The 12,560-nt window shown below is 75.8% G+C and carries 11 protein-coding genes; 6 read left to right on the top strand and 5 right to left on the bottom strand.

Translation table 11 applies throughout. From position 1 onward, the window contains the following. The first annotated feature begins 83 nt into the window (after positions 1–83). From ACI78R_RS05630 to ACI78R_RS05620, 3 genes are all read left to right on the top strand, one after another. Positions 84–989 carry a short-chain dehydrogenase/reductase gene (locus ACI78R_RS05630; RefSeq protein ID WP_457039931.1) on the top strand — a complete coding sequence of 302 codons (906 nt, stop codon included), beginning with the start codon at positions 84–86 and terminating at the stop codon, positions 987–989. Between the two features lie 85 nt (positions 990–1,074). Then, positions 1,075–2,418 carry a cation:proton antiporter domain-containing protein gene (locus ACI78R_RS05625; RefSeq protein ID WP_457039930.1) on the top strand — a complete coding sequence of 448 codons (1,344 nt, stop codon included), beginning with the start codon at positions 1,075–1,077 and terminating at the stop codon, positions 2,416–2,418. 25 nt (positions 2,419–2,443) lie between these two features. Next, a complete protein-coding gene (locus ACI78R_RS05620) occupies positions 2,444–2,932 on the top strand; it encodes a polyadenylate-specific 3'-exoribonuclease AS (protein WP_073422376.1) in 489 nt (162 codons plus the stop codon). A gap of 51 nt (positions 2,933–2,983) precedes the next feature. On the opposite strand, the gene ACI78R_RS05615 is transcribed toward ACI78R_RS05620, so the two are convergent. Beyond that, a complete protein-coding gene (locus ACI78R_RS05615) occupies positions 2,984–5,113 on the bottom strand; it encodes a methyl-accepting chemotaxis protein (RefSeq protein ID WP_073422475.1) in 2,130 nt (709 codons plus the stop codon). 158 nt (positions 5,114–5,271) lie between these two features. Then, the gene (locus tag ACI78R_RS05610; protein WP_457039929.1) at positions 5,272–5,667 is read right to left on the bottom strand and encodes a PaaI family thioesterase; all 396 of its coding nucleotides are present in this window, start codon (positions 5,665–5,667) and stop codon (positions 5,272–5,274) included. Between the two features lie 92 nt (positions 5,668–5,759). Here ACI78R_RS05610 and ACI78R_RS05605 point away from each other — a divergent pair, with 92 nt between their 5' ends. From ACI78R_RS05605 to ACI78R_RS05595, 3 genes are read left to right on the top strand one after another with little or no spacing between them, the layout of a single operon-like run. Then, positions 5,760–6,782, top strand: coding sequence for an ATP-dependent 6-phosphofructokinase (locus ACI78R_RS05605; protein WP_457039928.1), 1,023 nt, complete (start codon positions 5,760–5,762; stop codon positions 6,780–6,782). A 28-nt stretch (positions 6,783–6,810) separates the two neighbouring features. After that, complete coding sequence (locus ACI78R_RS05600) at positions 6,811–8,139, top strand: class II 3-deoxy-7-phosphoheptulonate synthase (protein ID WP_139253087.1); 1,329 nt, start codon at positions 6,811–6,813, stop codon at positions 8,137–8,139. After that, complete coding sequence (locus ACI78R_RS05595) at positions 8,132–9,154, top strand: threonine aldolase family protein (protein WP_457039927.1); 1,023 nt, start codon at positions 8,132–8,134, stop codon at positions 9,152–9,154. The genes ACI78R_RS05600 and ACI78R_RS05595 overlap by 8 nt, the downstream gene beginning before the upstream one ends. Positions 9,155–9,173: 19 nt before the next feature. On the opposite strand, the gene ACI78R_RS05590 is transcribed toward ACI78R_RS05595, so the two are convergent. From ACI78R_RS05590 to pknB, 3 genes are all read right to left on the bottom strand, one after another. Then, a complete protein-coding gene (locus ACI78R_RS05590) occupies positions 9,174–9,500 on the bottom strand; it encodes a GYD domain-containing protein (protein WP_457039926.1) in 327 nt (108 codons plus the stop codon). A 134-nt stretch (positions 9,501–9,634) separates the two neighbouring features. Further along, complete coding sequence (locus ACI78R_RS05585; RefSeq protein ID WP_457039925.1) at positions 9,635–10,513, bottom strand: deoxyribonuclease IV; 879 nt, start codon at positions 10,511–10,513, stop codon at positions 9,635–9,637. Next, positions 10,510–12,519, bottom strand: coding sequence for a Stk1 family PASTA domain-containing Ser/Thr kinase (pknB, locus tag ACI78R_RS05580; RefSeq protein WP_073422382.1), 2,010 nt, complete (start codon positions 12,517–12,519; stop codon positions 10,510–10,512). The genes ACI78R_RS05585 and pknB overlap by 4 nt, the downstream gene beginning before the upstream one ends. Positions 12,520–12,560: the final 41 nt, after the last annotated feature.

Raw genomic sequence — 12,560 nt, 5'->3', positions numbered from 1 at the left:
CCGGCTTGCTGAGCAACGGTCAGCACGCTACAACGGCTCTTGAGCAGTGCTCAACGAGGAGCACGCCGACCGAGGGAGTCGCCATGGCGCCGTGGTCCCGCAGGAGCCGCACCCCGCTCGCCGGGAAGGTCGTGCTGGTCACCGGCGCGGCCCGGGGGATCGGCGCGGAGCTGGCCCGGCGGGCCGCGCGCCGCGGCGCCCGCGTGGCGCTGGCCGGCCTGGAGCCCGAGCTGCTCGCGCAGGTGGCCGCCGAGCTCGGTCCCGAGCACCTGTGGGTGGAGTGCGACGTCACCGACGCCGAGGCGCTGCGCACCGCCGTCGCGCGGACCGTGGACACGTTCGGCGGCCTCGACGTCGTGGTCGCCAACGCCGGCATCGCGCCACTGACCACGGTGATGACCGGCTCGGCGCACGCGCTGTCGCGCACGATCGAGGTGGACCTGACCGGAGCCATGCTCACCGCGCACGCCGCGCTGCCGGCCATCGCGGATCGGCGCGGGCACGTGCTGCTGGTGAGCTCGGCGGCGGCGTTCACCGTGCTGCCGGGGATGAGCGCCTACTGCGCGGCCAAGGCGGGCCTGGAGCGCTTCGGTGACGCGCTGCGGCTGGAGGTGGCGCACCGCGGCGTGACCGTGGCCAGCGCCCACCCGACGTGGATCGACACCGACCTGGTGCGCGACACCGAGGAGGCGCTGCCCACCTTCGCCGAGGCGCGGCGGTCGCTGCCGGGGCCGCTGGGCGCCTACACCTCGGTGGAGGACTGCGCCGAGGCGCTGGTGGAGAACCTGGAGACCCGCGGGCGGCGGGTGTTCGTGCCGCGGTCGGTCGGCGTCGTCTCGGCGCTGCGCCAGGCGGTCACCGGCGCCGTGGCGGAGAAGTTCGTGCTGAGGCTGTCGGCCGCCCGCGTGCCGCAGCTCGAGCGCGACATCGCGGCGCTGCAGGGCCGGGAGTTCGGCCGGTCCTCCCTGGGCGGGCGCCGGGCCCGCTGAGGAGGGACGGGTGTGGACCGGTCGCGCCCCGCCGGGCGGTACACGTCCGGTCCACGCAGGATGTGGCGGTGTCCCGAGTCCTGTCGTGCAGAGGCACCTCCTCGATGCCCCGCCGACCCCGTGGTGGACGGCGGTGAGCCTGGAGCCCACGGGCCTGGCCTACGCGGCCGCCGGGGTCGCCGCCCTCCTGGCGGCGCTGCTGCCCCGCCTGCTCGACCGCCGGCCGCTCTCGCTGCCCATCGTCTTCGTGGCCCTCGGGGCGCTGGCCTTCGCGCTCGTCGAGGAGCTGCCGACGCCGGACCCGGTGCAGCACGAGACGGTGACCGTCCACCTCACCGAGCTGGTCGTCATCGTCTCGCTGCTCGGGGCCGGGCTGGCGCTCGACCGGCCGGTCGGCTGGCGGCGCTGGGGGACCACCTGGCGGCTGCTGGCGCTGACGATGCCGTTGACCGTCGTCGCCATCGCCCTGCTCGGCGGCTGGCTGCTCGGGCTGGGCGCGGCGGCCGCCGTCCTCCTCGCCGCCGCGCTCGCCCCCACGGACCCCGTCCTCGCCACGGAGGTGCAGGTGGGGGAGCCGACGGAGGACTGCGACAGCGAGGACGAGGCGCGCTTCGCGCTGACCTCCGAGGCCGGCCTCAACGACGGGCTGGCCTTCCCCTTCACCTACGCCGCCATCGCGATCGCCGCGGCCGGGGCCGCACCCGGGGGATGGCTGCTGGAGTGGGTGGCGGTCGACGTCGTGTGGCGCCTCGCCGCGGGGCTGGCCGTCGGTGCGGCGTGCGGCTGGCTGATGCGCGTCCTGTTCTTCTCGCGCACCGCGGAGCGGACCGGCGTGGCCGAGCGTGCGGAGGGCTTCGTGGTCCTCACCGCGATCCTGCTGACCTACGGCCTCGCCGAGCTCGCCGAGGGCTACGGGTTCGTGGCGGTCTTCGTGTGCGCCTGCACCATCCGCGCGGCCGAGCGGGCCCACGGACGGCACCAGGTGCTGCACGCGCACGTCGAGCAGCTCGAGCGCTTCCTCACGGTGGTCCTCCTGGTGCTCGTCGGCGGCGCCCTGGCGCGCGGCGTCCTGGCCGGGGTCGGCTGGGCCGAGGTCGTCCTCGCCGCCGCCGTCCTGCTCGTCGTCCGCCCCCTGGCGGGGTGGCTCGGGCTGGCCGGCGGGCGGACCGGCCGTGGCGAGCGCGCGGTCATCGCCTTCTTCGGCGTCCGCGGGATCGGCTCGCTCTACTACCTGGCCTACGGCCTGTCGGAGGCCGAGATCCCCGGCGGGGAGCAGCTGTGGTCGGTCACGGTCCTCGTGGTCGTGGGCTCGGTGGTGCTGCACGGTGTGACGGCGGGACCGGTGATGTGGTGGCTCGACCGGCGGCGGGCGGCCCGGGCCCGGGCGGAGACGGGCACGGCCGAGGCCGCGCCCGTCACCGCGGCCTGAGACGGCCGCACCTACGGTGGGCGCCGTGCGGCGGTACTTCTACGACACCGAGTTCATCGAGGACGGGACGACGATCGACCTCGTCTCCATCGGCGTCGTCGACGAGACCGGGCGCGAGTTCTACGCGGTGAGCACCGAGTTCGACGAGCGCCGCGCCATCCCGTGGGTGCGCCGCAACGTGCTCGACCAGCTGCCGCCTCCGTCGGACCGCGCCTGGCGCGACCGCCGGCGCATCCGCGACGACCTGCTCGCCTTCCTCACCGGACCGGGGGAGGAGGTGGAGCTGTGGGCCTGGTTCGCCGCCTACGACCACGTCGCGCTGGCCCAGCTGTGGGGCCCGATGACGGCGCTGCCGCGCGCGGTCCCGCGGTTCACCCGCGAGCTGCGGCAGCGCTGGGACGACGCCGGGCAGCCCGCGCTCCCGCCGAAGCCGGCCGGCACGCACGACGCGCTCGTCGACGCCCGCTACAACCTCGCCCGCTGGAACGCGATCGAGGCCGCCCGGGCCCGCTGAGCGGTCGGCCCGGACGGCCTCGATCGGGACGCCTCCGCGGGAGGCGCGCGGTCAGACGGTGAAGACGGCGAGCAGGCGGGTGAGCTCCTGCGACAGGCCGTCGAGCTCGACCGCCGCGGCGTGCGCCCGGTCGACGTCGACCGCGCTGTCACGGGCGTCGGTGCTCACCACGGTGAGGGTCGAGGACACCGAGCCCGCGCCGTCGGCCGCCGCGGCGACGCTGCGGGTCAGCTCGCGGGTGGTCGCCGACTGCTCCTCCACCGCGCTGGCGATGGTGAGCTGGTGGTCGTTCATGGCGTGCACGACCTCGGCGATGCGGGTGATCGAGCCGACCGCGGTGCCGGTGTCGGCCTGGATGGCCTCCACCCGGCGGGCGATGTCGTCGCTGGCGCGGGCCGCCTCCTGGGCGAGCTCCTTGACCTCGTTGGCCACCACGGCGAAGCCCTTGCCGGCCTCGCCGGCGCGGGCGGCCTCGATGGTCGCGTTGAGCGCGAGCAGGTTGGTCTGCTCGGCGACGGCGGCGATGACCCGCACGACCTCGCCGATCTCGGCCGAGCTGGTGCCGAGCGCGGCGATGGCGCCCTCGGTCTGGCGGGCCAGCTCGGCGGCCTGCCGGCCCACCTCGGCGGCCTCGCCGGCGCTGCGGGCGATGTCGGAGATCGACAGCCCCATCTCCTCCGCGCCCGCGGCCGCCGCCGACACCCCGGCGCTGATGTCGCTGGCCGCGGTCTGCGCCGCCTGCGCCTGGTCGCGGCTGCGCGCGGCCCGGCCGGCCAGCCCGTCGGCCACGGAGGCGACCCCGGAGGCCGACGCGGCTACCTGGCGGGCGCACCCGCCGATGTCGCGGATGGTGCCGGCGACCTTCTCGACGAAGCGGTTGAACGCCGCGGACAGCTGGCCGACCTCGTCGTCGCCGCTGACCGGCATGCGCTGGGTCAGGTCGCCCTCGCCGTCGGCGATCTCGGCCATCCGGGCGCGCAGCTGCTCCAGCGGCGCGGTGAGCCGGCGGCCGAGCTGCCAGGCCACGACCCCGCCGAGCAGGGCGACGAGGACGGCGGCCAGCACCAGGGCGGTGACCATCGCGCTGCGGCCGTCGTCGAGCCGGTCGACCGGGCCGGTGAAGTCGGCGTCGCGGGCGATCGTGACCAGCACCCAGTCCCACGGCGCGTAGTAGGTGACGGTGGCGGTGCTCGGGCCGGCCTCGGGGTCGGTGAAGGCCACGGTCGCCTGCGCGCCGTCCTCCAGCGCCACGGCGGCGTCGACGATCTCGCGCACCCACGGGCGGCCGTCGGCGTCGGTGGCGTCGATGAGCTGCTCGCCGTCGCGCTCGCCGCCGGGGCTGACCAGCACGGTGCCCGCCCGGTCGCCGGTGCCGCCCCAGACCTCGACGTGCCCGTTCTCGCCGACGCCGGTGGCCTCGAGGCTCTCGCGCAGCGCCGGGATCGACTGCTGCTTCTCGCCCACGTAGAGCATGCCGACCAGCTGGCCGGCCCGGTCGAGCAGCGGCGTGTAGGCCGAGACGTACCAGGAGTCGACGACGAACGCGTTGCCCCGGTAGGTCTGCCCGGCGGTGACCGCCGAGACGACCGGGTTCGGTGCGCCGTCGGGGTTGGTGGCCGGGATGTAGGTGCCGATCGCGCGGGTGCCGGTCGCCGAGACGACGTTGGTCGCCACGCGCAGCATGTCGCCCGACGGGGTCCGCTGGAAGACCGTGGCGGTACCGCCGACCAGCGCCTTGATCTGGTCGACGACGGCGGTGGGCACGGCGGGGTCGGCGTTCTGGCCGAGCCACGCGCCGCCGACGGTCACCCGCGGCAGGTCCATCGGGGTGACCTCGCCGGAGAGCTGGTTCTTGGCCTCCCAGCGCACGGGTCCGCCGGGGCCGCCCACGGTCAGGCCGCCGGAGCGGGCGAGCACGTCGAGGGCGACGGCGAGCTGGCTGTCCACCACCGCGGCGGTCGACTGGCCCTGGGTGGCGACGACGTCGTGCACGCCGGCCGCGGTCCGGGCGACGCTGTCGTCGACCAGCTCGGTGACCGAGTCGTGGGTCGTGTCGGCGAAGCGCGCGCTCTGCCAGGCGCTCACCCCCGCCATGGCGCCGCCGGTGACGGCCACGCTCACGACCGCGAGCGCCACCACCTTCGTCCTGATGCCCCACTGGCCGATCCCCGGCACGCGCATCTCGTCCCCCTCCCGACCCGGGCGGGTGCACCCGGCGTCGCGCGGCAGCGTCGGCACCCGGCGGCCGGACCTGTACCGGAACGGGCGGCCGCGGGACCGGTGGGACGGGTGGGACGAGTCGCGACGGCGGTGTGACCCCCCGGTGTGATCGACGGAGGTCAGGCGAGACCGAGGACCGCCTGGGTCTGGGTGACCGAGGCGACCGGCCGGCCGTCGTCGTCGGTCACCTCGGTGAGGACGACGATCGTCGAGCGGCCGACGTGCAGCGGGCGGGCGGTGGCGTGCGCGGCGCCGCCCCGCACGGCGCGCAGCAGCGAGGTGGCCGAGGCGAGCGTCGACGTCGTCGCCCCCGGCGGCAGGTTGAGGAAGGCGCAGACGGCGCCGACGGTGTCGGCCAGCGTCATGAGCGCGCCGCCGTGCAGCACCCCGCCGGCGGTGCAGCGCTCCGGCGCCCACGGCAGCCGGCCGGTGACCTCGGCGGGGGTGGCGGAGCCGAGCTCCACCCCGGCGGTGACGGCGAAGGGCATCTGGGCGAGCAGCGCGGCGGGGTCCACGCGCCGGATCCTGCCCGGTCCGACCCCTCCTCGGCGGGCCCGATCTGCGGCAGGATCACGCCCGGACCTGCGGTTGCACCCCGGGAGCACGCATGCGCATCGGCATCCTGACCGGCGGCGGCGACTGCCCCGGCCTCAACGCGGTCATCCGCGCCGTCGTCCGGAAGGCGACGGCGGCCGGCGACGAGGTGGTCGGCTTCCGCGACGGCTGGCGCGGCCTGCTGGACGACGACGCCGTGCCGCTCGACCTGGCGGCCGTCCGGGGGCTGCTGCCGCGCGGGGGCACCGTGCTCGGCACCTCGCGCACCAACCCCTACGGCTCGCCCGACGGGCCGGCGCGGGTGCTCGCCACGCTGGAGCGGCACCGCGTCGACGCGCTGGTGCCGGTGGGCGGGGAGGACACCCTCGGGGTGGCGGCGAAGCTGGCCGCCGAGGGCGTGCGGGTGGTCGGCGTGCCCAAGACGATCGACAACGACCTCGACGGCACCGACTACACGTTCGGCTTCGACACCGCCGTCGGCGTGGCGATGGAGGCCATCGACCGGCTGCACACCACCGGCGACAGCCACCACCGCACGCTCGTCGTCGAGGTGATGGGCCGGCACGCCGGCTGGATCGCGCTGCACGCGGGGATGGCCGGGGGTGCCACCGTGGTGCTCGTTCCGGAGCGGCCCTTCGACGTCGACGCGGTGGTGGCGCACTGCCTGCACCGCTTCGACTCCGGCTTCTCACCGATCGTCGTCGTCTCGGAGGGCGCGCGGCCGGCCGACGGCGCCCTGGTCACCGCCACCGGGCAGACCGACGCCTTCGGCCACGTGCGCCTCGGCGGCATCGGCGCCGCGCTGGCCGCCGTCCTGGAGGAGCGCACCGGCCGGGAGTCGCGGGCGGTGGTGCTCGGGCACGTGCAGCGCGGCGGCACCCCGTCGGCGTTCGACCGGGTGCTCGCCACCCGGTTCGGGCTGGCCGCCGTCGATGCGCTCACCGCCGGCCTGTCCGGGGTGATGGTGGCGCTGCGCGGCACCGACGTCGTGCCGGTGCCAATCGCGGAGGCCACCGCGCGGCTCAAGCTCGTGCCGCTGGAGCGCTACGCCGAGGTGGAGGTGTTCTTCGGCTGACCTGCGGGACCGCCGTACCCTCGCAGGCGTGAACCTGCCGCAGTCCGCGCCCGCCGCCGACCGGTGGCGGGAGCTGCCCGCCGCCCAGCAGCCGACCTGGCCCGACCGCGCGGCCCTGGACTCCGTCCTGACGACGCTATCGACCGTGCCGCCGATCGTGGCGCCCAGCGAGGTCGACGAGCTGCGCGGCCGCCTGGCCGAGGTGGCGCAGGGCCGCGCCTTCCTGCTGCAGGGCGGGGACTGCGCGGAGACGTTCGACCTCAACACCGACGCGCACCTGCAGAGCACCACGCGCACGCTGCTGCAGATGGCCGTCGTCCTCACCTACGGCGCGAGCGTGCCGGTGGTGAAGGTCGGGCGCGTGGCCGGCCAGTACGCCAAGCCGCGCTCCTCCGAGCTCGACGCCCTCGGCCTGCCGTCCTACCGCGGGGACATGATCAACTCGCTGGAGCCGGTGGCCGAGAAGCGGGTGCACGACCCGAACCGGCTGGTGCGCGCCTACGCCAACTCCGCCGCGGCGATGAACATGATCCGCGCCTACGCCCGGGGCGGCCTGGCCGACCTGCACGCCGTGCACGACTGGAACAAGGACTTCGTCGCGAGCTCGCCGGCCGGCGTCCGCTACGAGGTCATCGCCCGGGAGATCGACCGGGCGCTGGCGTTCATGAAGGCCTGCGGCGTCGACGACACCGCGCTGCGCGGCGTGGAGCTCTACAGCAGCCACGAGGCGCTGGTGCTCGACTACGAGGCCGCGCTGCTGCGGCACCACGAGGGCCGGCCCTTCGCGGCGTCGGCGCACTTCGTGTGGATCGGCGAGCGCACCCGCCAGCTCGACGGCGCGCACGTGGAGTTCATGTCGCGGATCGCCAACCCGATCGGCGTCAAGATCGGCCCGACGACGACCCCGGAGCAGGCCACCGAGCTCGTCGAGCGGCTCGACCCCGACGGCGTCCCCGGCCGGCTCACGCTGATCAGCCGGATGGGCAACGGGAAGATCCGCGACGTCCTCCCGGCGATCGTGGAGAAGGTCACCGCCAGCGGCCACCAGGTCGTGTGGCAGTGCGACCCGATGCACGGCAACACCCACGAGTCCTCGACCGGCTACAAGACCCGGCACTTCGACCGGGTCGTCGACGAGGTGCTCGGCTTCTTCGACGTGCACCGGGCGCTGGGCACCTGGCCCGGCGGCATCCACGTCGAGCTCACCGGCGAGGACGTCACCGAGTGCCTCGGCGGCGCCATGGAGATCAGCGACGAGGACCTCAACAGCCGGTACGAGACGGCCTGCGACCCGCGGCTGAACACCGGGCAGTCCCTGGAGCTGGCCTTCCTCGTGGCGGAGATGCTGCGTGGCTGAGGCCGTGGCTCAGCTGATCGACCTCCGCTCCGACACCGTCACCCGGCCCACCCCGGCGATGCGCCGGGCGATGGCCGAGGCCGAGGTGGGCGACGACGTCTACGGCGAGGACCCGGCCATCCGGGCGCTGGAGGAGCGGGTCGCGGACCTGTTCGGCCACGAGGCCGCGCTCTTCGTGCCCTCCGGGACGATGGGCAACCAGATCGGCATGCGGCTGGTCTGCGAGCCCGGCCAGGAGGTGCTCTGCGACGCCGATGCGCACGTGGTCACCTACGAGATGGGTGCCGCGGCCGCGGTGTTCGGCATCTCCACCCGCACCGTCGTCTCCGCCGGCGGGCTGCTCGACGCGGACGCGCTCATCGACCAGGTGCGCCCGCGCGGCGACTGGCACCTGACCGCCACCGCCGCCGTCGCCGTGGAGAACACGCACAACCGCGGCGGCGGGCGGGTGCAGCCGCTGGCCGAGCTGCAGCGGCTGTGGGACTGGTCCCGCGGGGCCGGCGTCGCCGTGCACCTGGACGGCGCCCGTATCTGGAACGCCTCCGTCGCCGCCGGCGTCGACCTCGCCACCTACGGCCGGCTCGCCGACACCGCGTCGGTCTGCCTGTCCAAGGGGCTGGGCGCGCCGGTCGGGTCGGTGCTGGTGGCCTCCGCCGAGCGGATCGCCGTCGGCCGGCTGTGGCGCAAGCGCCTCGGCGGCGGCATGCGGCAGGCCGGGGTGCTCGCCGCGGCCGGGTCGTACGCCCTGGACCACCACCTCGCCCGGCTCGCCGAGGACCACGAGCACGCGCGGCTGCTGGCCAAGCGCCTGGGCGTCGACCCGGCGACGGTGGAGACGAACATGGTCGTCGTCGACGACGTGCCCGCGCCCGTGGTGGCCGAGGCGGCCAAGGCGCAGGGCGTGCTGGTGTCGCAGGTGAGCCCGCGCCGCGTCCGGCTGGTCACGCACCTCGACGTCGACCGGGCCGCCGTCGAGCGCGCCGGCGACGTGCTCGCCGCCCTCCTCGACCGCTGACGCCCCGTCGGGCCGAGGCCTACGAACCGGGCGGGCGGTACCGCACCTGACCGACCCGCTGCAGCGCGTCGAGGGTCTCCTCGACGGTCAGCAGGACGGTCGTCTCGAGCGACCGGATCGCGCCGCCGCTGCTGAGGGCGATCGCGACGGTGGCCATCGACACGTGGTCGGGCGCCTCCCAGAGCGTGTAGCCGTCGTGCGTCCCGAACGCGTACCAGAAGCCGTGCAGCGAGCCGCCGACCGACTCGATGTAGGCCGCGGCCGCCGTCCTCCGGTCCTCGGGGTTCCCGGCCAGCCTCGCCCAGGTCTCCGGCGTGTAGCTGAACCTCGACAGGTAGAGCGCCATGGTGGCTCCCCCTCGCGCGAGTGGAGTCCTGCCGGACGGCCGGGAGCGTAGCCCCGCCCGGCAGCCCGGGGCGGACTCCTCGCCCTGCCCGATCGGTCGCCGACGACGGGGGCGCACCCGGCCCGGCGCGGCGCTCAGGCGGCGGAGGTCTCCAGCGGGCGGCCGTCGCGGAGGGCGCAGAGCAGGGCGATGTCGCGGGCGTGGCCGCGGTCGGCGCTGGGCGTCTCCACCACCACCGGGACGCCGGACATCGACGGGTGGGCCAGCAGCTCGCCGAACGCCGCGGCGCCGATCGAGCCCTCCCCGATCGTGGTGTGCCGGTCGCGCTTCGGGCCGCGCTCGTCGAGGGAGTCGTTGGCGTGCACCAGCCCGAGCCGGCCGGGGCCGACGGCGGCCTCCAGCGCGTCGAGCGTCGCCGTCGCCCCGCCCGGGGTGGCCAGGTCGTGCCCGGCCGCCCACGCGTGGCAGGTGTCAAGGCAGACGCCGACCTTCGGGTGCATGTCGAGCGCCGCGAGGTAGGGGCCGAGGTCCTCGACGGTGGCCGCGAGCGAGCGCCCACCGCCGGCCGTGGGCTCGACCAGCAGCCGCGGGCCGTCGTCGGGCAGCGCGTCGAGCACCGGCAGCAGCCGCTCGCGCAGCTGGCGCAGCGCGGCCTCGTAGCGGTCCTGGTCGACGGCGGAGCCCGCGTGCACCACGACGCCGCGGACGCCGAGCTGCACGCCGCGGGCGAGGTCGGCGGCGATGGTCTCGACGGAGCGGTCGACGGTGGCCGCGGTGGGGGAGCCGACGTTGACCAGGAACGGCGTGTGCACGAACGACGGGATGCCGCGCTCGGCGAGGCCCTCGACGAAGGCGGCGTCCTGCGCGGGGTCGCCGGCGCTGCGCTTCCAGCCGCGCGGGTTGCCCACGAACACCTGCACGGCCCGGGCGCCGACGTCGTCGGTGTAGCGCAGTCCTCCGGTGGCCAGGCCGCCGGCGACCTGGATGTGCGCCCCGATCGGGGGCGGGGTCACCCGAAGCTGAGCAGCAGGCTGACCTCGCTGCCCTGGTCGACGACGGTGCCCGGGGCGGGGCTCTGCCGGTAGACGCGGTCGCCGGTGATGAACGTCGACGTCGTCACCCGCAGGCCCGCGGCCTCCAGGGCGGCGACGGCGTCGGCGGCGCGCTCCCCGCCCACGTCGGGCACGGTCACCTGCGGCACGCCCAGCGACACCTGGATGGTGATCGTGCTGCCGTAGGGCGCCTCGGTGCCCGGGCCCGGGTCGACGGCCATGACCGCGCCGGTGGAGACGTCGGCGCTGCGGCCCTCGGTGCGCGTGACGGTGAAGCCGAGCGACTCGAGGTTCTCCTGGGCGGCGTCGGCGCTCTGCCCGATGACGTTGGGGACGTCGACCGGCGCCCGGCCCTGACTGACGAAGACGGTGACCGGCTGGTTGCGGGTGAGCTGCGTGCCGGCCTCGGGCTCGAAGCGGGTGACCGAGCCGGCCGGGACGTCGTCGCTGTAGTCCGGCTGCTCGGTGAGGGCGATCGGCGTCTCGCCCAGCTGGTCGCGCACCGTCTCGATCGGCACCCCGACGAGGTCGGTGGGCACCACGAAGCGCTCCGGGCCCTTGGACACGACCAGCTCGACGTCGCTGTTGCGGATCGCCTCGCCGCCCTCGGGGTCGGCGGAGATGACCACGCCCTCGGGCACGGTCTCGCTGAACTCGTCCTCGGCGAACACCGGGTCGAGGTCCGCGCCCTGCAGCAGGTCGACGGCGGCCGCGCGGTCGCTGCCGACGACGGTCGGCACCTGCGTCCAGCGCCCCGAGCCCATCCACCAGCCGACGGCGCCGATGGTGACCGCCAGCAGCAGCACGACGGCGACGGCGAGGCGCATCCGTCGCTTGCGCACGTGCGGCGAGAGCCCCGGCCGGGTCGCGGGGGCCGGGCGGCGGCCGCCGACGTCGGTGGTGGGGCCCGCGCCCATGCCCGGCAGCATCGAGGTGCGGCCGCCGCGCGAGGAGCGCCCGGCGCCGAGCACCTCGGTGCCGGGCTCCGAGTCGCGTCCGGGCTCCCGGCCGTCGCGGCCGGGCTCGGACGGGTGCCGGCGCGAGGGCCGGTTGGTCGGGCGGATGGTGCCGGGGCCGGCCGAGCTGCGCCCGGTGGGCACCGGCACGCGGGCCAGGCCCAGGTCGGTGCGCACGTCCTCGAGGTCGGCGAGGAACGCGCCCGCGTCCAGCGGCCGGACGGCCGGGTCGCGGCGGGTGGTGCGCTTGACCAGCTCGTCGACCTGCCACGGGACGCCGGGCACCTCGGAGGAGGGCTCCGGCACGTCGTGGTGCACGTGCTGGTAGGCCACCGCGAGCGGGGTGTCGCCGCCGTAGGGCGGGTGGCCGGTGAGCATCTCGAACAGCACGAGGCCGGCGGCGTACACGTCGCTGCGGGCGTCGGCGCGGCCGCGCTCGAGCTGCTCGGGGGAGAGGTAGGCGACGGTGCCGATCAGCACGCCGCCGGTGTGGCTGGTCTGCCCGGTGCCGGTGAGCGCGCGGGCCAGCCCGAAGTCGGCGACCTTCACCGTGCCGTCGAGGCCGATGAGCACGTTCTCCGGCTTGACGTCGCGGTGCACGATCCCGGCGCGGTGCGCGGCGGTGAGGCCGGCGAGCACCGGCTCGAGGACGGCGAACGCCTCGCCGACGGTGAGCCGGCCGCGGGCCTGCAGCAGGTCGCGCAGCGTGCGCCCGCGGACGAGCTCCATGACCAGGAACACCAGGCCCTGGTCGCTGCCCTGGTCGCTGACGCCGACGACGTTCGGGTGGCTGAGCATCGCCGCCGCCCGCGCCTCGCGGATGAACCGGTCGACGAACGTCGCGTCGTGGGCGAGGTGCTCGGCCATCACCTTGACCGCGACCGTGCGGTGCAGCCGCAGGTCGGTGGCGGCGTAGACCGTGGACATGCCGCCGCGCGCCACCCGCTCCTCGAGGCGGTAGCGCCCCTCGAGGACGAGGCCGACCACGGGGTCGGTCACGGCGGTGTCCACGCGTCGAGTCTAGGAGCGCCCGGCGCGGGAACGGCGGACAC

The organism is Geodermatophilus sp. SYSU D01106 (assembly GCF_054049995.1).
The sequence above is the reverse complement of the archived record's forward strand: the minus strand, read 5'-3'. Positions and strand labels throughout refer to the sequence as shown.

What these genes read in the sequence shown, in the direction of transcription:
- ACI78R_RS05630 (WP_457039931.1), top strand. Translation starts at nt 84, where the DNA reads ATGGCGCCGTGGTCCCGCAGGAGCCGCACCCCGCTCGCCGGGAAGGTC.
- ACI78R_RS05615 (WP_073422475.1), bottom strand. Translation starts at nt 5,113, where the DNA reads ATGCGCGTGCCGGGGATCGGCCAGTGGGGCATCAGGACGAAGGTGGTG.
- ACI78R_RS05605 (WP_457039928.1), top strand. Translation starts at nt 5,760, where the DNA reads ATGCGCATCGGCATCCTGACCGGCGGCGGCGACTGCCCCGGCCTCAAC.
- ACI78R_RS05590 (WP_457039926.1), bottom strand. Translation starts at nt 9,500, where the DNA reads ATGGCGCTCTACCTGTCGAGGTTCAGCTACACGCCGGAGACCTGGGCG.